Annotated in this window: 13 protein-coding genes; 6 read left to right on the top strand and 7 right to left on the bottom strand. The window is 70.3% G+C overall.

The window, feature by feature from the left end:
• Window positions 1-77: 77 nt before the first annotated feature.
• The 5 genes from VES41_RS06775 to nirB all read right to left on the bottom strand — a co-directional run bounded on the left by VES41_RS06775 (window position 78) and on the right by nirB (window position 7,205).
• Window positions 78-1,817: a protein kinase domain-containing protein gene (locus tag VES41_RS06775; protein WP_324814618.1), complete on the bottom strand. Its 1,740-nt coding sequence runs from the start codon at window positions 1,815-1,817 to the stop codon at window positions 78-80.
• Window positions 1,814-2,665: a formate/nitrite transporter family protein gene (locus VES41_RS06770; protein ID WP_324814615.1), complete on the bottom strand. Its 852-nt coding sequence runs from the start codon at window positions 2,663-2,665 to the stop codon at window positions 1,814-1,816. The genes VES41_RS06775 and VES41_RS06770 overlap by 4 nt, the downstream gene beginning before the upstream one ends.
• 269 nt (window positions 2,666-2,934) lie before the next feature.
• Window positions 2,935-4,242, bottom strand: a complete 1,308-nt coding sequence (locus VES41_RS06765) for a nitrate- and nitrite sensing domain-containing protein (RefSeq protein ID WP_324814612.1) — start codon at window positions 4,240-4,242, stop codon at window positions 2,935-2,937.
• Window positions 4,243-4,314: 72 nt separating this feature from the next.
• Window positions 4,315-4,662, bottom strand: a complete 348-nt coding sequence (nirD, locus tag VES41_RS06760) for a nitrite reductase small subunit NirD (protein ID WP_324814609.1) — start codon at window positions 4,660-4,662, stop codon at window positions 4,315-4,317.
• Window positions 4,663-4,685: 23 nt separating this feature from the next.
• Window positions 4,686-7,205 (bottom strand): nitrite reductase large subunit NirB, encoded by a 2,520-nt coding sequence (nirB, locus tag VES41_RS06755; protein ID WP_324814607.1) that lies wholly within the window; start codon window positions 7,203-7,205, stop codon window positions 4,686-4,688.
• Between the two features lie 458 nt (window positions 7,206-7,663).
• Here nirB and VES41_RS06750 point away from each other — a divergent pair, with 458 nt between their 5' ends.
• The 5 genes from VES41_RS06750 to VES41_RS06730 all read left to right on the top strand — a co-directional run bounded on the left by VES41_RS06750 (window position 7,664) and on the right by VES41_RS06730 (window position 15,323).
• A complete protein-coding gene (locus tag VES41_RS06750) occupies window positions 7,664-8,230 on the top strand; it encodes a methyltransferase family protein (protein WP_324814605.1) in 567 nt (188 codons plus the stop codon).
• A 110-nt stretch (window positions 8,231-8,340) separates the two neighbouring features.
• Window positions 8,341-9,414, top strand: a complete 1,074-nt coding sequence (locus VES41_RS06745; protein ID WP_324814603.1) for an NAD(P)-dependent alcohol dehydrogenase — start codon at window positions 8,341-8,343, stop codon at window positions 9,412-9,414.
• Window positions 9,415-9,472: 58 nt separating this feature from the next.
• Window positions 9,473-11,221, top strand: coding sequence for an arylsulfatase (locus VES41_RS06740; RefSeq protein WP_324814601.1), 1,749 nt, complete (start codon window positions 9,473-9,475; stop codon window positions 11,219-11,221).
• Window positions 11,222-11,290: 69 nt separating this feature from the next.
• Entirely contained in the window at window positions 11,291-11,881 is a 591-nt protein-coding gene (locus VES41_RS06735; RefSeq protein WP_324814598.1) for a hypothetical protein, read from the top strand.
• Between the two features lie 67 nt (window positions 11,882-11,948).
• Entirely contained in the window at window positions 11,949-15,323 is a 3,375-nt protein-coding gene (locus VES41_RS06730) for an autotransporter outer membrane beta-barrel domain-containing protein (protein ID WP_324814595.1), read from the top strand.
• Between the two features lie 27 nt (window positions 15,324-15,350).
• Here the strand turns inward: VES41_RS06730 and VES41_RS06725 are convergent, their stop codons facing one another.
• Together VES41_RS06725 and VES41_RS06720 are read right to left on the bottom strand one after the other, a co-directional pair.
• The gene (locus VES41_RS06725) at window positions 15,351-17,174 is read right to left on the bottom strand and encodes a carboxylesterase/lipase family protein (RefSeq protein WP_324814593.1); all 1,824 of its coding nucleotides are present in this window, start codon (window positions 17,172-17,174) and stop codon (window positions 15,351-15,353) included.
• 170 nt (window positions 17,175-17,344) lie between these two features.
• Entirely contained in the window at window positions 17,345-19,357 is a 2,013-nt protein-coding gene (locus VES41_RS06720) for a helix-turn-helix domain-containing protein (RefSeq protein WP_324814591.1), read from the bottom strand.
• Between the two features lie 230 nt (window positions 19,358-19,587).
• Here VES41_RS06720 and VES41_RS06715 point away from each other — a divergent pair, with 230 nt between their 5' ends.
• Entirely contained in the window at window positions 19,588-20,379 is a 792-nt protein-coding gene (locus tag VES41_RS06715; protein ID WP_324814589.1) for an SDR family oxidoreductase, read from the top strand.
• Window positions 20,380-20,428 lie beyond the last annotated feature (49 nt).

The following is a 20,428-nucleotide window of genomic DNA, read 5'->3' as shown; positions in this document are numbered from 1 at the left end:
CTGAAAGTGAAACGGTCGAGTCTAGCCCCAGGGCGCCCATCGTGCCTCGGGGCCCGGCCCTGGTCTGGCCCACCTGGTCAGCGCGCGAGCAGGAGGCCCAGCAGGACGATGACCGCCAATGCCAGCAGCACCGTCGAGGCCTGCCAGAACCGCACCGGGTGACGGTCGATCAGCGGCGGCGCAGCGGCGCGGTGGAACTGCGGGCCCGGCGCCTTCAGGTCCTGCGCGAACGCCACCGGGCTTTCCTGGCGCCTGGCCGGGTCCGGATGCAGCGCCATGGCCAGCACGGCGTCGAGCCAGGCCGGCAACTCGGGCCGGCGATGGCGCACCGGCTCGTAGCGCAGGCGGCGCAGGTCCGCCGGGCCGCGCACCTGCGTGACCTGCAACCCGTAGGGCAGGTGTCCCGTGAGCATCTGGTAGGCCAGCACCGCCAGCGAGAACAGGTCCGAGCGCTCGCTGCCGGCGCCGCCGCAGAAGTATTCCGGCGCGGTGTACTGCAGCGAGCCCAGGATCGCCCGCGCGTGGGGCTCGCCCATGCCTTCTGCCAGCCCGGCGACGTGCACGGCGGCGAAGTCGATGATCTTCACCGTGCCGGTGGCGTCGACCATGATGTTCTCGGGCCGCAGGTCCTGGTGCAGCATCTCCTTGCCGTGGAATGCCGCCAAGCCCAACGCGACTTGCGCCACGATGGCGCGGACGGCCTCCAGCGCGGGGCGTGGATGGTCGGTCATCCACTGGGCCAGGGTCTGGCCCGATGCGTACTCCATCGCGGTGAACAGGTGCCGGCGCGGCCGCGCATCGGCCGCGGGGCGCAGCACGTGCGGGTGGTGGATGCGCCGGGCCACCCATTCCTCCAGCACGAAGCGGTCGAGGTAGTCGGGCTGCTCGCGCAGGTCGGTCGAGGGCGTCTTGATCACGACCTGCGCACCGCTGGCATCGTCGAGCGCCAGGTGCACGTGGCTGCGCGCGCTCGCGTGCAGTTCGCGCACGATGGTGTAGCCCTCGAACTGCGTGCGCGGCGCCAGCGTTGGCGGCAGCGCCAGGGCCTCGCGCGAGAGCGGCAGGCGCTCGGGATCGGGCACGGGCAGCGCGTCGATGCGCAGCAGCTGCACGGTGGCGTCGTCGTCGCTGCCGTGTTCGCGCGCCCGCTCGACCAGCGCCCGGGCGGCGGCGTCCAGGTCGTCTGCCGCCTGCGCCAGCGCCTCGTGCACCGCGGCGGCTTCCAGCGCGGTGCAGGCGCCGTCGGTGGCCAGCAGGTACACCTCGCCGGGCTCGGCCGGCAGGCACTGGTAGTCGATCTCCACGCCGGGGTTCACGCCCAGCGCGCGGCCGAGGTACGACTCGTTGGCCGACAGGCGCACGCGGTGGTCCTGCGTGAGCTGCTCGAGCGACTGCCCATGCACGCGGTAGATGCGCGAATCGCCCACGTGCAGCAGATGCAGCTCGCGCGCCTTGAGGATCAGCGCGCTGAAGGTGCACACGTAGCCGCTGTCCTTGTCGAAGCGGGCATGGCCGCGCTGGTTCTGCGCATGCAGCCACGCGTTGGTGGCGGCCAGCACGCGCTCGCCCGAGCGCCGCACCGACCACGCCTCGGAAGTGGCGTAGTAGTCGTCCAGGAAGCCGCGCACCGCCGCGGCGCTGGCCACCTGGCTGACGCGGCTCGAGCCGATGCCGTCGGCCAGTGCCAGCGCGATGCCCTTGCGCGAGCGCTGCGGCTCGCGGGCCAGCACCGCGCCGTGGAAGTCCTGGTTGACGCCGCCTGCGTGCCCGGCCTGCGAATGCTGGCCGAGCGCGACGCGCGGCCCGGTATCGCTCAAGCGGCGGCGCGCGAGGCCACGCTCTTGGCCGCCGGTGCGGCGACCGCGCGCTTGGGCGCCGTCTTGTAGTGCGTCGAGTAGAGCGTGGCGCCGACGAAGGTCAGTCCGCCCACCAGGTTGCCCAGCACGGTTGGGATCTCGTTCCAGATCAGGTAGTCCATGATCGTGAAGTTGCCGCCCAGCAGCAGGCCCGACGGGAACAGGAACATGTTGACGATCGAGTGCTCGAAGCCCATGTAGAAGAACACCATCACCGGCATCCACATGCCGATCGCCTTGCCCGAGACGCTGGTCGACATCATCGCGGCGACCACGCCGGTGGAGACCATCCAGTTGCACATCACGGCCCGGATGAACAGCGTCAGCATGCCGGCCGCGCCGTGGTTGGCGTAGCCCACCGTGCGGCCTTCGCCGATATGGCCGATCTTCTGGCCGATGATGTTCGGCGCCTCCGAGAAGCCGAAGGTGAAGATGATCGCCATGAACACGGCCACCGTGAAGGCGCCGGCGAAGTTGCCGCAGAACACCAGGCCCCAGTTGCGCAGCACGCCGGCCCAGGTGGCGCCGGGCCGCTTGTCCAGCACCGCCAGCGGCGCCAGCGTGAAGACGCCGGTGAGCAGGTCGAAGCCCAGCAGGTACAGCATGATGAAGCCGACCGGGAACAGGATGGCGCCGGCCAGCGCGTTGCCGGTGTTGACGGTGATGCTCACCGCGAAGGCCGCCGCCAGCGCCAGGATGGCGCCTGCCATGTAGGAGCGGATCAGCGTGTCGCGGGTGGACATCAACAGCTTGGATTCGCCGGAGTCGACCATCTTGGTGACGAATTCGGCAGGAGCGATGTAGGCCATGGGGATTTCCTTTGCTTCGGGTCACTTCGCTTCCCGGGCCACGGCTGGCGTGGCGGCAGGAAGCGCACAAACAAGAACGGCGCCGCAGGGGACACCACGCCGTGCACCGACGTGGTGGCCGCCCGGGACGCCGTTATCCAGGTGCGTGCTTGAGTCGTTCCCGGTCTTGGTGCGCGCGGGGCGCATCCGAGCCGGACCTCGAGCCGCCATCAGCTCGACGCATTTCTTCTTGCAGATTCCGTGCCCGGCAGCCGCGCGAGGGGGGCCGGTCAGCGCGCCGGCTTGTCCGGCGCCGCGGCCAGTTGCGCAAAGGCCTGGTCCGGCAGCGCCAGCGTCGCCTCGGCCACCTCCAGCAGGCGCCGGTTCTGGTCCATCGAGGTCTTCTGCAGCGCGCGGAAGGCGGCCTCTTCCGTCATGCGCAGGCGCGACATGAGCACGCCCTTGGCGCGCTCGATCACCTTGCGCTCGTGCAGCGCGCGGCGGGCCGCGTCGAGTTCGCTTTCCATGCTCGACAGGCGTGCCGACTGCGCCTGCACCAGTTCGAGCAGCGAGGTCGATTCGCCGCCGGCCCCGACCAGCTGCGGCGCCGCGCCGGGCTGCGCAGCCACGTCGAAGAAGCGCTCGACCGCATGCGCATGCGGCGGCGGGTGGTCGCGCAGGCGGCGCAGCAGGCCGGCCGAATCCTGCAGCTCCTGCTCGGCCTGCCGGATCTGTGCGTCGCAGGCCTCGCGCAGCCGGGCGACCAGCGCCACCTCGAGCCCCCACAGGATGTCGATGCGCTCGCTGCACACGTCGAACCAGGTGTCGCTGTGGGCGGTGTCCAGCGGCGCGCCGGCACGCGCCGCGCACAGCGTGCGCCGCAGCCGCTCCAGCCGCGCGGTGCCCGGCGCGAGCTGCTGGGCCTCCCAGCGCTCGCGCAGCGGCGCGTCGACGAATTCGGCGAACACCTGCAGGCTGCGCTCCTGCGACTCGATCAGGTGGATGACGCGCTGCTGGTGCGCCTCGCTGCATTGCCCCGAGGCGTACAGCAGCGCACCCACGGCGCGCTCCTGGCCGGCCGCCTCCTTGCCCTGCACCAGGTGCAGGAAGGCCACCAGCAGCCCCGAGACACCGGGCAGCAGCGCCGCGTCGGCCAGATGGAAGATCAGCTCGACCTGGCCGGCGATGAGCGCGCTGAACGCAGCCACCGCATCGTGCGCGCTCAGGCTGCGCCGCTCGATGCGGCCGCGCAGTTCGGGCAGCGCCTCCAGGCCCAGCAGCACCCAGGCCATGAGCGACAGCAGGCGCGCATCGGCGCCCTGCTCCGGCGCCTGCTGCGCGTCGAACAGGTCGCGCACGCGCGCCTGGGCCTGCTGCGTTCCCTCGGCCAACGTGCGGCGGGTGTCGGCGAAGCGCACACCGCCGGACGCCAGGTAGATGGTGGACGCGCCGCGCTCGCGCTGCAGCGCGTGGATCAGCTGGCCGATCGCCTCGGCCAGGCTCGCCCGCGCCGCCAGGCGGCGCACGGCATCGATCTCGCGTTGGCGCGCCTGCAGCACGAGACGGGCGGCGGGCGATGGCAGGGCGCCGTCGGGCATGCAGGAACTCCTCGCTTGGTTCGTGGGTCGGTCCGCTCCACGATAGCAGGGGCCGTGCCCGCCCGCGCCTGCTCACGCCAGTGCCACCAGCACCTGTCCGTCGTGCAGCCGCACCGGATGGGTGCGCACCGAATGCTCCGGCATTTCAAGGCATTCGCCGGTGCGCAGGTCGAAGTGATTCTTGTACAGCGGCGACGCCACCACGACCCGGTCGCCCAGGCTGCCGACCAGCCCGCGCGAGAGCACGCTGGCGCCGGATTTCGGATCGACGTTGTCGAGCGCGAAGAACTGGTCTTCGCCGAGGCGGAACACCGCCACGTGCCGGTCTTCCACACGGGCGCAGACGCCCGCGTTGGGCAGGATGTCGCCGGCCGCGCAGATGGCGGTCCAGCGTTCGATGACGGTGTCGTCGCGGTTCATGGCCGAATCTCCTTGATGGGCGTTCATGCGGCGTGGGCCGGCGCGCGTTCCTCGGGGCGGGCCGGGCGGATCTGGCCGCGCTCCTGGATGAAGACGATGTGCTCGTCCGGCTTGTCGCTGTTGACGAAGGAGCGGAAGCGCTGGCGCGTGGCCGGATCGGTGACGGCGGTCTTCCACTCGCACTGGTAGCTGTCCACCACCGCCTGCATCTGCGCCTCGAGCTCGGCGCCCAGGCCCAGGCTGTCCTCGATCAGCACCTGCTTGAGGTAGTCGAGCCCGCCCTCGAGGCCTTCGCGCCAGGTGCTGGTGCGCTGCAGCCGGTCGGCGGTGCGCACGTAGAACATCAGGAAGCGGTCGATCAGGCGCACCAGCTCGTCCCGGGTCAGGTCGCTGGCCAGCAGTTCGGCATGGCGCGGCTTCATGCCCCCGTTGCCGCACACGTAGAGGTTCCAGCCCTTGTCGGTGGCGATCACGCCCACGTCCTTGCCCTGCGCCTCGGCGCATTCGCGGGTGCAGCCCGAGACGCCGAACTTGATCTTGTGCGGCGCGCGCAGGCCCTTGTAGCGGTTCTCCAGGTCCACCGCCATGCCGACGCTGTCGCCCACGCCGAAGCGGCACCAGGTCGAGCCGACGCAGCTCTTGACGGTGCGCAGCGCCTTGCCGTACGCATGGCCCGACTCGAAGCCGGCCGCGATCAGCTCTTCCCAGATCAGCGGCAGCTCCTCGACGCGCGCACCGAACAGGTCGACCCGCTGGCCGCCGGTGATCTTGGTGTAGAGGCCGTACTTCTTCGCCACTTGGCCGACCGCGATCAGCCCCTCGGGCGTGACCTCGCCGCCGGGCATGCGCGGCACGACCGAGTAGCTGCCGTCCTTCTGGATGTTGCCCAGGTAGTAGTCGTTGCTGTCCTGCAGCGTGGCCAGCTCCTTCTTGAGCACGAACTCGTTCCAGCACGAGGCGAAGATGCTGGCCGCGGCCGGCTTGCAGATGTCGCAGCCCAGGCCCTTGCCATGCGCCGCCAGCAGTGCATCGAAGGTCTTGATCCGGCCGACGCGCACCAGGTGGTAGAGCTCCTGGCGCGACCAGGCGAAGTGCTCGCACAGGTGATTGTTCACCGCCATGCCCTGCTTCTTCATCTCGGCCTTCATGATCTGCGTGACCAGGGGCACGCAGCCGCCGCAGGTGGCGCCGGCCTTGGTGCAGGCCTTGATCGCGCCGATGCTGGTGGCGCCGTCGCACACCGCGGCGCAGATCTGCCCCTTGCTGACGCTGTTGCACGAGCAGATCTGCGCGCTGTCGGGCAGCGCATCGACACCCAGGCCGGGCCGGGCCTTGCCATCGCCGGACGGCAGGATGAGGAACTCCGGGTCGGCCGGCAGCGCGATGCCGTTGAGGGCCATCTGCAGCAGCTCGCCGTATTCGGCCGCATCGCCGACCAGCACCGCGCCCAGTAGCTGCCTGCCGTCCTCGCTGACCACGATCTTCTTGTAGACCTGCTTGCGCTCGTCCACGTACTGGTAGTTGCGGCAGCCCGGCGCCCGGCCCTGGGCGTCGCCGATGCTGGCCACGTCCACGCCCATCAGCTTGAGCTTGGTGCTCATGTCGGCGCCGACGAAGGCGGCGTCCGCCTGGCCCGCGATGTGCCGCGCCGCCACCCGAGCCATGTCGTAGCCCGGCGCCACCAGGCCGAAGCACTGGTCGTTCCACGAGGCGCATTCGCCGATGGCGTAGACGTTCGGGTCGCTGGTCACGCAGTTGCTGTCGATCACGACGCCGCCGCGCGGGCCGATGGCCAGCACGCACTGGCGCGCCAGGTCGTCGCGCGGCCGGATGCCGGCGGAGAACACGATCATGTCGGTCTCGAGGTAGCTGCCGTCGGCGTAGACCATGCGGTGGCGCGCCGCGGCGCCGTCCGTGATCGCCGTGGTGTTGCGGCCGGTGTGGACCTGCACGCCCAGCGCCTCGATCCTGCCGCGCAGGATGCGGCCGCCGCCCTCGTCGACCTGCACCGCCATCAGGCGCGGCGAGAACTCCACCACGTGCGTCTCCAGGCCCATGTCGCGCAGCGCCTTGGCGCACTCCAGGCCGAGCAGGCCGCCGCCGACCACCACGCCGCTCTTCGATCTCGCGCCCGAGGCCTTCATGCCCTCGAGGTCCTCGATGGTGCGGTAGACATGGCAGTGCGCCCGGTCGCGGCCCGGCACCGAAGGCACGAACGGGTTGGAGCCCGTGGCCAGCACCAGCCTGTCGTAGGAAAGCACGTCGCCTTCCGACGTGGTGAGCGTGTTGTCGCGCCGCTCGACCGAAGCCGCGCGCACGCCCAGGCGCAGCTTGAAGCCGGTGCGCTCGAAGAAGCCGGGCTCGACGAGCGACAGGTCGTCGGCGGTCTTGCCGCTGAAATATTCGGACAGGTGGACCCGGTCGTAGGCCGGGCGCGCCTCCTCGCACAGCACGGTGACGTCGAGCTGGGGAATGCCGGCCTCGGCCAGGCTTTCCAGGAACTTGTGGCCCACCATGCCGTGGCCGACTACAACGATTTTCATGACTGAACCTGCCTTCAAGGATGGCGGGCCAGGGGCGGGCAGTGGGTGTGATCGCGCTGCGCCGTCGTCGGCCCGCCCGGCGGGCGAACGATCGACGCGCGCTCCGCCTGGACTGGACGTGGGGTTGGAAGTCCCGCCGGCGGGCCCTGCGTGAGCCGCGCGCGAAACGGGTTCCGCCACCTTCAGCGGAGAAGCGGGGCGACGCCGGAGTGCCGCCCTCGTCCGCGGCGACCTTACCGGCGGACGACAACATGTGCGCAAGTTGCGTGCCATGAGCCTCGCACCGGTTGCGGCCGGGCAAAAGCGCGGAAAAGCGCCATGCGGCTGCACCTGCGCACCGGGAATGTGCGGGCATGGCGCATCGGCTGCCCAAGTTGGGGCCACTCGCGCGCGGGATCTGTTCGGCGAGCACACGAAGGCGTCTCCGCGCCCCGGCGCCGTTCATGTAAATTGCTCCGATGCTTCTGCCGCTGCAGGCCTACCCCGCGACGTTCGTCATCGTCAGCTCGGTGCTGCTCTACGTCTCGCGCAGGGCGATCACGCGGCCGCGCTCGCACGGTTTCTACCGCTTCTTCGCGGTCGAATGCATCTTCGGCCTGATCTGGATCAACCTGCCGGTGTGGGGCGACGACCCGCTGCTGTCGCCGAGCCAGTTCCTGGCACGCGTGCTCCTGCTCACGTCGGTCTGGCTGCCGCTGCATGCCGCGCGCCGCCTGCGGCGCGTGGGCCAGCCGGGCAGCGCCCGCCGGGACGAGGCGCTGATCGGGTTCGAGAAGACCACCCGCCTGGTGACCGTCGGCGCCTTCAGGTACATCCGCCACCCGATGTACACCGCGCTGATCTGCCTGGCCTGGGGCGTGTTCCTGCAGCGCTTCACGTGGCTGGGCCTGCTGCTGGCGCTGGCGTCGACGGCGCTGATCTTCGTGACCGCCGAGCGCGAGGAAAAGGAGTGCCTCGCGCATTTCGGCGACGACTACCGGGACTACATGCGCCGCACGCGGCGCTTCGTGCCGTACCTGGTCTAGCGGCCAGCAGGCAGCGCTCGCAATGCGTGCATCGGCCGTCGGAACGGGATAGCATTCGCCGCCCAGGGGGGCAATGACTCGTCACCGTACACCTGCGGAGGGGAAGTCCCATGCCGTTGATGAAGGCTGCCGTTTTCGTCGAGCCGGGCCGCATCGAGCTGCAAGACAAGCCGGTGCCGGACGTCGGGCCGCTCGACGCGCTGATCCGGGTCACCACGACCACCATCTGCGGGACCGACGTCCACATCCTCAAGGGCGAGTACCCGGTCGCCCGTGGGCTGACGGTCGGCCACGAGCCGGTGGGCGTGATCGAGAAGCTGGGCTCGGCGGTACAGGGCTACGAGGAAGGGCAGCGCGTGATCGCCGGCGCCATCACGCCCAGCGGCCACAGTTATGCCTGCCTGTGCGGCTGCGCTTCGCAGGACGGCCCGGGCACGCGCCACGGCTTCAGGCCGGCGGGTGGCTGGAAGTTCGGCAACACCATCGACGGCGCACAGGCCGAATACCTGCTGGTGCCCGACGCCATGGCCAACCTGAGCCCGGTGCCCGACGCGCTGACCGACGAGCAGGTGCTCATGTGCCCCGACATCATGTCGACCGGGTTTTCCGGCGCCGAGCGCGGCGGCGTGCGCATCGGCGATACGGTGGTGGTCTTCGCGCTCGGCCCCATCGGCCTTTGCGCCGTGGCCGGCGCCAGGCTGATGGGCGCGGCCACCATCATCGGCGTGGACACGGTCCCCGAGCGGCTGGCCATCGCCAGGCGGCTCGGCGCCGATCACGTGGTGGACTTCCGCGCCGGCGACCCGGTGGCGCAGATCATGCAGATCACCGACGGGCGCGGCGCCGACGTGGCGATCGAGGCGCTCGGCACGCAGGGCACCTTCGCATCGTCGCTGCGAGTGCTGCGCCCCGGCGGCGTGCTGTCGAGCCTGGGCGTGTATTCGGGCGGCCTGAACATCCCGGCCGAGGCCTTCGGCGCGGGGCTGTCCGACCTGTCCATCGTCAGCACCCTGTGCCCGGGCGGCAAGGACCGCATGCGGCGCCTGATGGACCTGATCGCGACGGGGCGGCTGGACCTCGAGCCGCTGGTCACGCACCGCTTCCGGCTTGACGACATCGAGCAGGCGTACGACCTTTTCTCGAACCAGCGCGATGGCGTCCTGAAGGTCGCGATCCAGCCCTGACGGGCCGCCGGCACCAGTCCAGTTTCCGATCGAAGTCCCTTTCCATGGAGCACCCAGGATGACGTTGAAAACCCCGAGTTTCGGTGGACGCGGCAGACGCGGCCACGGTGTGAGCCGGATCGCGCTCGTCGCAGCCGCCCTGCTGGGCTGCGGCCTGCTCGACGCCTGGGCACAGACCGCCGCGCCCCCACCGGCAGCCGCCGCGCCGGCCGCGCCCGCTGCGCCCGCGGCGGCCGGCAAGCCCAACATCCTGGTGATCTTCGGCGACGACGTCGGGCGCTCCAACATCAGCGCCTTCGGCGACGGGATCGTCGGCTACGAGACGCCCAACATCGACCGCATCGCCAAGGAAGGCATGAAGTTCACCGACTACTACGCGGAGAACAGCTGCACGGCCGGGCGCTCGACCTTCATCACCGGCCAGTCGGTGTTCCGCACGGGGATGTCCAAGGTCGGCCTGCCCGGCGCTCCAGTGGGCATCCAGGACCGCGACGTGACCATCGCACAGGTCCTCAAGCCGATGGGCTACGCCACCGCCCAGTTCGGCAAGAACCACCTGGGCGACCAGGACCGGTTCCTGCCCACGCGCCACGGGTTCGACGAATTCTTCGGCAATCTCTACCACCTCAACGCCGAGGAGGAACCCGAGCGCCCCTACTGGTTCAGCAACAACCCGGCCTTCATCAAGTCGTACAACCCGCGCGGCGTCATGCACACGTTCGCCGACGGCAAGGTCGAGGACACCGGGCCGCTCACGCGCAAGCGCATGGAGACCATCGACGACGAGACCACCGGCGCGGCGATCAACTACATCAAGAAGCAGGCGCAGGCAAGGCAGCCCTTCTTCACGTGGATGAACTTCACCCGCATGCACGTGTTCACGCACGTGCGGCCGGAGTACCGCGGCAAGGCGGGCCTCGGGCCCGGCCACGAATACGCGGACGGCATGTGGGAGATGGACCAGAACGTGGGCAAGCTGCTGCAGGCGCTGGACGACGCAGGCGTGGCCGACAACACCATCGTGGTCTTCACCACCGACAACGGACCCAACTTCTTCAGCTGGCCCGATGCCGCGAACACGCCGTTCCGCAGCGAGAAGGATTCCAACTGGGAAGGCGCCTTCCGGGTGCCGGCAATGGTGCGGTGGCCCGGCAAGATCAAGCCCGGCACCACCAGCACCGGCCTGATCTCCGGGCTGGACTGGTTCCCGACGCTGGTGGCCGCTGCGGGCGACGCGGACATCAAGGACAAGCTGCTCAAGGGCACGACGCTCGACGGCAAGGCCGCCAAGGTGCACCTGGACGGCTACAACCAGCTGCCGCTGCTGACCGGGCAGACCGACAAGAGCGCACGCGACGAGTTCTATTACTTCAACGACGACGCCGAACTCGTGGCGATGCGCTACGACACCGTCCTGCCCGGCGCGACGCGGCCCACGGCCTGGAAGATCGTCTTCTGCGAACAGCGCTCGCCGGGCTCGATGATGGTCTGGAAGGAGCCGTTCACCTGCCTGCGCGGGCCCAAGTATTTCAACCTGCGAATGGACCCGTACGAGCGGGCCGACACCGGGCCGACCAACCTCTACCACCAGCTGGAGGTCGAGAACCCGTACATGCTGATCGAGGGCAACCGGCGCGCCGCGCTGTTCCTCCAGACCTTCATCGACTACCCGCCCAGCCAGTTGCCGGCGAGCTTCACCATCGACCAGGTGGTGGACGACGTCAAGGAAAAGGTCAAGGCGGCAATGAAGAAGGCGAGCGCGGCCGACACGCCGCCCCAGGCGCAGGTGCCGGCACAGTCGAAGTAGTCCCTCGCGCCCAGCGCGATCGCACGGCGCAGCGCATCCGCGGCGCCGGCAACGTCGGAGGAGGTCGATATGGCAGTTCTCGACTTGCGCGAGCCGGTCCGGCGGGTGGCGCTGTGGATGTGTCTCGGCGCCTTGCTGGCGCCGTCCGTGCGGGCAGCCGACGACGAGAAGGAAACCCCGCGCGGCGCGCACGCGGCGTCCGAGTGCCGCGAGGCGCCGCGCTGTCCGCTGTTCGACGAGGTCTATGCCCATACGCCGGCCTTTCGCCATGCGCTCTCGCTGAGCCTGCGCCACGGCGACGAAGCGGTGCCCGAGTGGGTCAAGGACCGGCTGCCGGGCCACGGACCGCCGCCCGACCAGCCGCGTCCGCCCACCACCGCCACGCCGATGCTGCCGCTGCGCATCGACGACCGGCCCTATCTGCTTGGCCACATGAGCGATCCGCAGAACCCGCGGCACCGGCTGGTCGCGCTCTACGACACGCAACGCGGCCTGGCCGCGGTGGACTATGTGAACGCCGATGCCAAGGCCGCGCGCCTGGGCGACGACGCCGAGATACTGCGCAAGGTGATCGACGACTACCTCAGACCGGAGTCCGACTTCGCGCGATCGCTGGCGCGCCCCGACGTGGCGCTGCCGGTCCCCGTGCGAAGCCACTGACGAAGCGAACCCGCGCCGCGTTCGTGCGTGCCGCGGGCCGAAACCTTCAACGGCGAAAGGATCAGCGATGCAATCCCGCCTCGTTCTGCGCGACGCCAGCGGCCCGACGATCTTCCCGGGCGGCGCCGGACACCGGCTCACCCCGAGCGCCAATGCAGCGCGCCTGCTGGTGCTCACGCTGCTGAACCTGGCCGCCAGCGCCTCGGCCCAGACCATCGGGCCCGGCACATTTACCACGCCGCTCCTGGCCGACACCTTGACCGGCGACCGTACCGTGGTGGGCAACACGCAGGTCGTCCGGCCCACCAACGGCTCGGGCACCGACGTCACTGGAGGCGCGACCCTGCGTTTCGATCCCGGCGCGGCCGGCTTTCCGGCCGGCCCCATCTCGGTGACGACGGTCAACGGCCACGGCCTCTTCGTCAATGCGTCGGCCAACCCCGGGGCGATCGTCACCAGCCCGGGTGTGTCGGTCGGGACGTCGGCATTCGGCAGCGGCGTCGTGGCGCTGGGCGCCCTGTCGACCATCGAGGCGGCCGGCCTGACGGTCAGCAACACGGGCACCGGTAACGCCGGTGGCTATGGCGCCGTAGCGCAGACTGGCGGCCGCGTCACCCTGACGGACAGCACGCTGCGCACGACGCGCAACAGCGCCATCGTCCTGGGCAGTTCGGGGACGGGCAGCGCGCTTGCGCTACAGGGAAGCTCGAGCCTCTCGGCCAACGGCGCCTCGTCCACCGGCGTCTACGTCAACAACGGCGGCGCCATCACGCTGCCGGCCGGCACCGTGCTCGATCTTGCCGGCCAGGGCAGCACGGGGTTGGTGCTCGATGCGGCCTCGCCGCCGGCGGGCGCCCTGGGCGACGGGCTGGCAATCCACCTGACGGGCACCGGCACGAGCGCTTCCAACGGCAGCACCGGCGTGGCACTGTTCAGTGGCTCCAGCGCGAGCTTCAATGGCCTGGTGATCGACGGCGCCGATGCCGGCACCGGCGTGCTGGCCGTGAGTGGCGACCCGCGCACCGGCGCGAGCGGAACCGCCTTCGCCGGTGCCAGTTCGCGGGTGGTGCTGTCGGATGCGACCATCACCATCTCCCGTGCCGGCGGCTCGGTTGCCGCCCGTGCCGCCACGGCCACCGCCGCGCTGGTCACCGCCGCCGGAAACGCCACGCCCCCAATGGGAACCGTCACCTCGGGGGCCCCAGCCGGACTGCGCGCCGCGCCCGGCTCGAACGCCTTGCCGCAAGCCACCAGCATCATCGAGGCGAACCGCGTCACCATCCAGATGAACGCGGCCGCCGGCTACGGCGTCTACGCCGGCGCGCGGGCGATTTCGGGTTTGAACACCATCGCGCTGACGGACAGCGCAGTCAATGCCAGCGGCACGAACAGCTACGGCCTGGGTGCCGACCAGAACGGTCGGGTCACCGCCACCGGCTCGACCGTCGACGTAGCCGGAGGAGGCGGCGGCCTGTATCTCAATACCGGGACCGACGTGGCCGGCGGGCAGGGGCCGGGCATCGCGCTGACGAACACCACCGTGACAACGAGCGGAAACACCGCCGGCATGGTCTCGCGGAATTCTTCCAACACCCTGGTGAACACCGTCACGATGTCGGGCGGCTCGTTGAACGCGCCAGCGTCGGTCGCGTTCTACGCGAACGGCGGGCCGACGCAGATCGCGCTCGACGATGCCGCCGTCGCCAGCGGCGCCTTGCTGCTCCAGGTGGCAGGGTCGACCTTTGCACCGCAACCCACGTCGGTTCAGCTCACGGCCGCCAACGCCGCGGCCCTCACCGGGGACGCGACCGCCGACGCGACCTCGACCGCGGACATCGCATTGAAGACCTCGTCGCGCTGGAGCGGTGCCGCGCGCAACATCACCAATGTCGACGTCGATACGTCCAGCACCTGGAACGTGACGGGCAACTCGGTCCTCACCCAGCAGTTGGGCAATGCCGGCCTGGTGGCCTTCACGCCACCCTCCGGCGGCGCCTTCAAGACGCTCACCGTGCAGAACTACGTCGGCAACGGCGGCACGCTCGGCCTGAACACCTCGCTCGGCGGCGACGGGTCGCCGTCGGACCGACTTGTCATCAACGCCGGCACGGCCAGCGGCAGTTCTTCGTTGCGTGTCACCAACGCAGGCGGCACGGGCGCGCTGACCACCGCCAACGGCATCCTGGTAGTGGACACCGCCAATGGTGGAACGACCGACTCTGGGGCGTTTGCGCTGAACGGTCGTGCGGTCGCGGGCGCCTACGAGTACCGGCTCTTTCGCAGCAGCACCGACGGCAGCAACGACCAGGCGTGGTACCTGCGTTCCGCGCAAGCACCCTCCCCGCCTCCGCCTCCGCCTCCGCCACCGCCACCGCCGCCGCCACCGCCACCGCCCGGACCGCCGGAACCCCCGCCTGCGCCGCCCGCGCCTCCTGCCCCGCCCGCGCCGCCTGCGCCGCCCGCCCCCGCGCCCGTGCCGCTCTATCGGCCGGAAGTCGGTGCCTACCTGGCGAATCAGCGCGCGGCGGCCGGCCTGCTGGTGCACAGCCTGCACGACAGGCTGGGCGAGCCCCAGTGGACCGAGCAGCAGACCTTCGACAACGACGATCCCACCCGCAAGTCAGGCTGGGTGCGGCTGGTGGGGCGCGACGCGAGCGCGCAGACGCGCGACGGCAACTTCGACGTAAGCAGTACGACCTGGCTCGTGCATGGCGGGGCGGAATTCGCGCAGTGGAGCGTGCTGCGCGGCGACGACAGGCTGCACGTGGGCGGGATGCTGAGCTACGGCTGGGGGTCGAGCGACGGCAGCGCACTGGGCAATGCTTTTCGTGCCGAGGGGAAGGTCCAGGGCGCAGCCCTCGGGGCGTACGCCACCTGGTTCCAGAACGACCGCGAACGCCTGGGCTGGTATGCGGACTTCTGGGGGCAGTACGGGTGGTTCGACAACCGGGTCGACGGCGAGGCACTGCCTTCGGTGAAGTACGACTCGAGCGTCCTGGCCCTCTCGGCCGAGACGGGCTACGCGTGGCTGCCCAGCCGGTCCCGCGACTGGGTGATCGAGCCGCAGGCGCAACTCATCCGCGTCCAGGGACACCAGGATGGCGTCGTCGAGCCCAACGGCACGCAGGTGGACGGCGCCACCGGCAGTGGGTGGATCAGCCGCCTGGGCGTGCGGACCCACCGCACCTGGATTCACGACAACGGCGACCGCTCGCAGCTCTACCTCACCCTCAACTGGTGGCACGACGACGTGAGCAACGCGCTGGCCTTCAACGGCCTGCAGATGCGCGACCTCTACCCGAACGATCGCTACGAGATCAAGCTGGGCGCGGACTTCCAGCGCGGCAAGGGCTGGACCGGCTGGGGCAATCTCGGCTGGGAGTGGGGCGCCCAGTCGTACCACGCCCTGACCGGACGCATCGGCGTCAAGTACACCTGGTAGCGCCGCCGGCCCACGCCCCCGCCGCCGTCAACGAACCGAGATGGCCTTCTGCGTCGCAGTGGCATCGAACAGCAGGGTAGCCGGCCAGCGCGGCCAGGTCACGCCCAGGCTGGCGTCGTTCGGGTCGCCGTTGCGCGCGAAGGCACCGATGCTGCGCATCATGGCATCCGACAGCGCAAGCCGGCCCGGCTCGTTGGCCTTGTTGAAGGAGATGCCGCTGTACAGCGAAGGGCCGAAGTTGCCGAACGCGAACGGCAGGTCGAAGGCGTGCGCGGCACCGTAGATCTGGTTGAACGGCGCCGGCTCCTCGTCCCAGTCGAAGCGGTAGGCCCACAGCGGGCTCTGCTGCGTGGCGAGGGCATCGGCCACGCTGTCGCGGCTGGCGCCGAAGAAGATCTGGCTCAGGCGGTCGGCCACCGCGTCGAAGCCCGTGCCAGGCGTCGTGATCGGCAGGTAGGCCGGCGGAATCCATTGCTCGATCGAGCTCTGCGGCGCGTCGTCGGGCCGGTAGCCGTAGGCGAGCGAGAACACCTGCGCATCGCCGAGCAGGCGCGCGCTGCCGCTGCCGCCTGCCAGCGGGAACAGCGTGGGGAACAGCTTTCCTTCGTCGCGCGTGTTGCCGATCAGCACGGGCACCTTGGCGTAATGGCCGGCCTTGATCGCCTCGATCGGGCTCGCCGGCACGACGCTGCCGTCGGGAATCGGGCCCGAGCCCGAAGCGCCGATCGGCGCGAGGCGCTTGAGCACCGTGCGCAGCACGAAGTCGGCGCTCTTGCCGCGCATGTAGGCGGCAATCTGGTCGCCGGTCTGCGTGGCGAGCCAGGCCTGCGCCGACGGAATGTCGGTCGCCAGGCCGTCCTCGATCACCATGTAGACGATGAGCAGGCCCCATTGGCCAGCGTAGTCCGAGGCGCGCGCCAGCGTGGCGATGCTTCCTGCCGGCAGCTCGGTCGCGAGCGAAATGCCGCCGCTGATGGGCAGCGCGCGATGGATCAGCGCCGGCTTCGCGTCGGCCACGAGCGGCGAAGTCATCGTGGCGTACACGTTGACGGCCCCGGCCGATTGGCCCATCAGCGTGACATTGCCCGGGTCGCCGCCGAAGCTGTCGATGTTGGCCTGGACGAACCGCAGCCCCTTGATGATGTCGAGGATCGCGAAGTTGCCCGAGTCGTTGATCGGGTCGCCGTTCTTGAGCACGCTGGCATTGAGGAAGCCGAACATGCCCAGCCGGTAGTTGACCGAGACCACCACGGCGTTGGCCGTGCGCGCGAGGTTGGCGCCGTCGTAGACCGGATCGGCGGTGTAGCCGGTGATGTTGCTGCCGCCGTGCACCCAGACGATTACCGGCAGCTTGCCGGTGTCGTTGGCCGGCCGCCAGACATTGAGGTAGAGGCAGTCCTCGGCTCCGACCGTCTGGCCGAGCGTGCTGCCGATGGTCTCGTCATAGCGGTTGTTCAGCCCCGGCCCGTAGAGCCGGCCGCTGGACACGCACGCATTGCCGAACTGCTGCGTCGCCTTCGGCGCCGTCCAGGCCACCGGGTCGACCGGCGGCTTCCAGCGCAGGTCGCCCACCGGGGGCGCGGCGAAGGGAATGCCTTTCCAGGCGAAGGTGCCGCTGGTGGCCGAGTCGTCGGTGCCGACGACGACACCGAAAGCGGTCTGCCGCTGCATCGAAGGGGGCGCGGGCGGTTCCGGGTCCGCCGGCACCGACGGTCCCGGGTCCTGCGGCGCCGGATTGCCGGCGGACGTTCCGTTTCCGCCGCCGCAGCCTGCCACCATCAGCGCCGCCAGGAGCAGCGCCGGCCGATTGAGGATCGACGTTGCGCCGACCACGGTTCTCATCTTGTTCATCTCGTCTCCAGGAAGTGGAAGTGCGGCAACGCCGACCGATCGAGTCTCGCCGGCAGCGATCGCGCTTCAATGGCGGCAGCGCACACCGCTGGCGGCCGCGCGGTGTGGTCGTCATCCACCGGAAAAACCCTGGGTGCGCAGCGGCCGATGCCTCCGCCGCGCAGGGGCGCTCACGCGCCCGCGGGCGGCGTACGCGTATCGGCCGTGCTCAGGCGCCACAGGCGCAGCGCCATGTGGATCTCCAGCGCGCGGCTGGCGCTGCCCCAATGGCCGAGCAGTTCCTCCACCGTCGCCAGGCGCTGGCGGACCGTGTTGACGTGGATGCCCAGGCGCGACGCCGTGAGCTTGGCATTCTGGTGGGTGTCGAAATAGGCCAGCAGCGTGGACGTCAGTTCGGAGCCGCGCCTTGCGTCGTGCGAGGTGACGGCGCCGATGGTGGCGTCGAGGAACGCGGCCAGGCTGGACTGGTCATGCGTCTCGAAGAGCACCGAGTACAGCGCCATCTCGTTCTGCGCGACGATGCCCTCGCGCATGCCCAGGCGCTCGAGCACCGACAGGCCCCGCCGCAGCGCGGCGTACAGCGCTGGAAGCTCGGCCGGCGCCAGCACCGGCCGAGACAGCACGCCCCGGTAGGCGTGGCCGAGTTCGCGCCGGGCGAAGGCGTTGAGCTTCTCGAGCACGGCCTGGGCCCGCGGCGCCGCGCACACCAGCACCAGCACGCCGTCGACCTCGTCGAGCACCTGCTCGCCCAGCGCCGCGTCCGAGCGCAGGCGCCGCGACAGGAAGCCGGCCGTGGACCGGTCGGTCTCGACGAGCAGCAGAGACATGGGCTGCGACAGGTCGAGCCCGAAGCGCTCGGCCCGGTCGCGCGCGAGCGCGGGCTCGCCCTGGCGCGGAGAGATGAGCGTGCGCAGCAGGGCGGACACGTCCCGATGTTTCTCGGCCTCGATGCGCTCCTGCGACAACAGCACGACCCCGATGACGCTGGAGCTGCGCTCGAAGGTGCGCAGCGAGATGCCGACCAGGTCCTCGTGCCGCAGGAGCAGCACGGCGCCGAGCATGTCGTTGCCGCCGATCACGGCGCTGGCGCGGCAGACCTCGCCGTCGTGCGTGAAGGCCACGACGGAGCGGCCGGCCTGGCGGCTCTCGCGCAGAGCCCGTGAAAGGTCCGCTCCGTGCGGGCCGGTCGGCGAACAGTGCTGGCCGGCCGTGCCTTCATAGCCGGGTGACGACGCGCTGGCGATGACGTGGCCGGCCTCGTCGAGCACCAGCACGCTGCCATCGAGCAGTTGCGCGACCGATTCGCACAACGCGCCCAGAGATGCACCCCTGGCCAGCAGCGAGGTGAGCTGCTCGTGCGCCTCGGCGGCGCCCTGGATGTCGCGCGCGTGGCGCTCGAGCTGCGCGCGCGCGAGGTCGGCGTTGGCCAGGGCCGTCTTCGCCTCGGCGAAGGCCTTGGCATTGTTGATGGCCACCGCCGCGTGCGTGGCCAGCGTGCACAGGATCGAGACGTTGAGCGCCGTGTGCGTGCGGTGGTAGCGGTCGGCCACGAACAGAAGGCCGATGACGGTGTCGTCGCAGATCAGCGGCGCGCCGACCAGCGCGGCCACGCCTTCATCGCGGAAGATGTCGTCGAGCGTGGGGTCGTGCACGAAGCGCTTGTCGTGCAGGTAGTCCGGCGTGAAGAAGGGCAGCCGCGTGGACATCACCACGCCGGCCACGCCGAGGTTGCGCCCCGCCGTCATCCTGCCGGTGCGCTCGGAGATGGCGCCGTCCGCCACCACCACCTGGAACTCCCCGGTCGGCGCGTCGAACACGGTGAGCCAGCACAGGTGCGAGCCCATGAGGTTGCGTGCGCGGTGGGTGATCGCCTTGAGAAGGCCTTGCAGGTCGAGGCGACCCGACAGGTCCTGCGCCGATTCGATGACCGCCAGCATGCCGCGCTCGCGCTGCTCGTGCACTTCGAGCCGGTTGCGCAGCGCCATCGCCATGCGCACGAGCTCGACCAGGCCGGCCTTGCCCGGGGTTGCGTCGGGCATGGCCTCGACGCGGGCCAGGCGCGCGGCAAGGTCTTCGGCGCCGGCATTGCGATGCAGCAGGCCGATCAGTTCGGCGGCGAGTTCGTCCGCGGCATGCGGCGGTGGTGGCTGCACCCGCTTTCGGTCGAGGGTCGGGGAAGACATAGGGCTGGGAAGGCTAGCAGAACGCCGTACCCGGGGCATGGGCGCAAGCCCTAAGACACTGCGGGCGGGCGCCTACCCGGCCGGGCATCACATCGCGAGGGCGCCGCGAGTGTGCGCGGGCCACATAGCCTCGCGCCCGGGCTGTGCCGACACTCGATTCATCCAGCCGCGCAACGGCGCCCGCCGGGCGCTTGCGCGGTCCAAGCCTCACTTTTTTTCTGCACGTCTTCATGAGCATCATCGATTCACTGCGGCCCACGCCCGGATTGCGCGTGCTGGTCACCGCGGGCGCCTCGGGCATCGGCGCGGCCGTCGCTCGCGCCTTCTGCGAGACCGGTGCGCGCGTGCACGTGTGCGACATCGACCGCGCGGCGCTCGACCGCCTGAGCGGGCAGGTGCCAGAGATCACCTCGAGCATGGCCGACGCCTCGGTGCCGGACGATGTCGACCTGGTCTTCGACGACCTGCACGGCGCGCTCGGCGGCCTGGACGTGCTGGTCAGCAACGTCGGCATCGCCGGGCCGACCGGCGCGATCCAGGACCTGCGCCGCGGCGACTGGGAGCGCACGGTGGCGGTGAACCTCAACAGCCAGTTCTACTTCGCGCAGCGCGCGGTGCCGCTGCTGCGGCAGTCCACGCAGAACCCCTCGGTGATCGCCATGAGTTCGGTCGCGGGCCGCCTCGGCTATCCGCTGCGCACGCCGTACGCGGCGACCAAGTGGGCCATCGTGGGCCTGATGAAGTCGCTGGCGATCGAGCTCGGCCCGCACGGCGTGCGTGCCAACGCGATCCTGCCCGGCACGGTCGAAGGCGAGCGCATGAACGGCGTGATCGGCGCGCGCGCGGCCACCGAGGGCGTTCCGGTGGAGACGATGCGCGCCCAGTACCTCGGCAAGATCTCGCTGCGCCGGATGGTCACGCTCGACGACGTGGCGGCGATGGCGCTCTTCCTCAGCTCGCCTGCGGCCCGAAACATCACTGGCCAGGCCATCAGCGTCGACGGGAACCTGGAATACCTCTGAGGTCCCGCTGACCGCGTCTGTCGATCCCTCATCTCTCGCTCCCGCTCTT

The organism is Variovorax sp. (genome assembly GCF_035634955.1).
Taxonomy (GTDB): domain Bacteria; phylum Pseudomonadota; class Gammaproteobacteria; order Burkholderiales; family Burkholderiaceae_C; genus Variovorax.
Note: the sequence above shows the minus strand (reverse complement) of the source record. Positions and strands in the feature narration are given on the sequence as shown.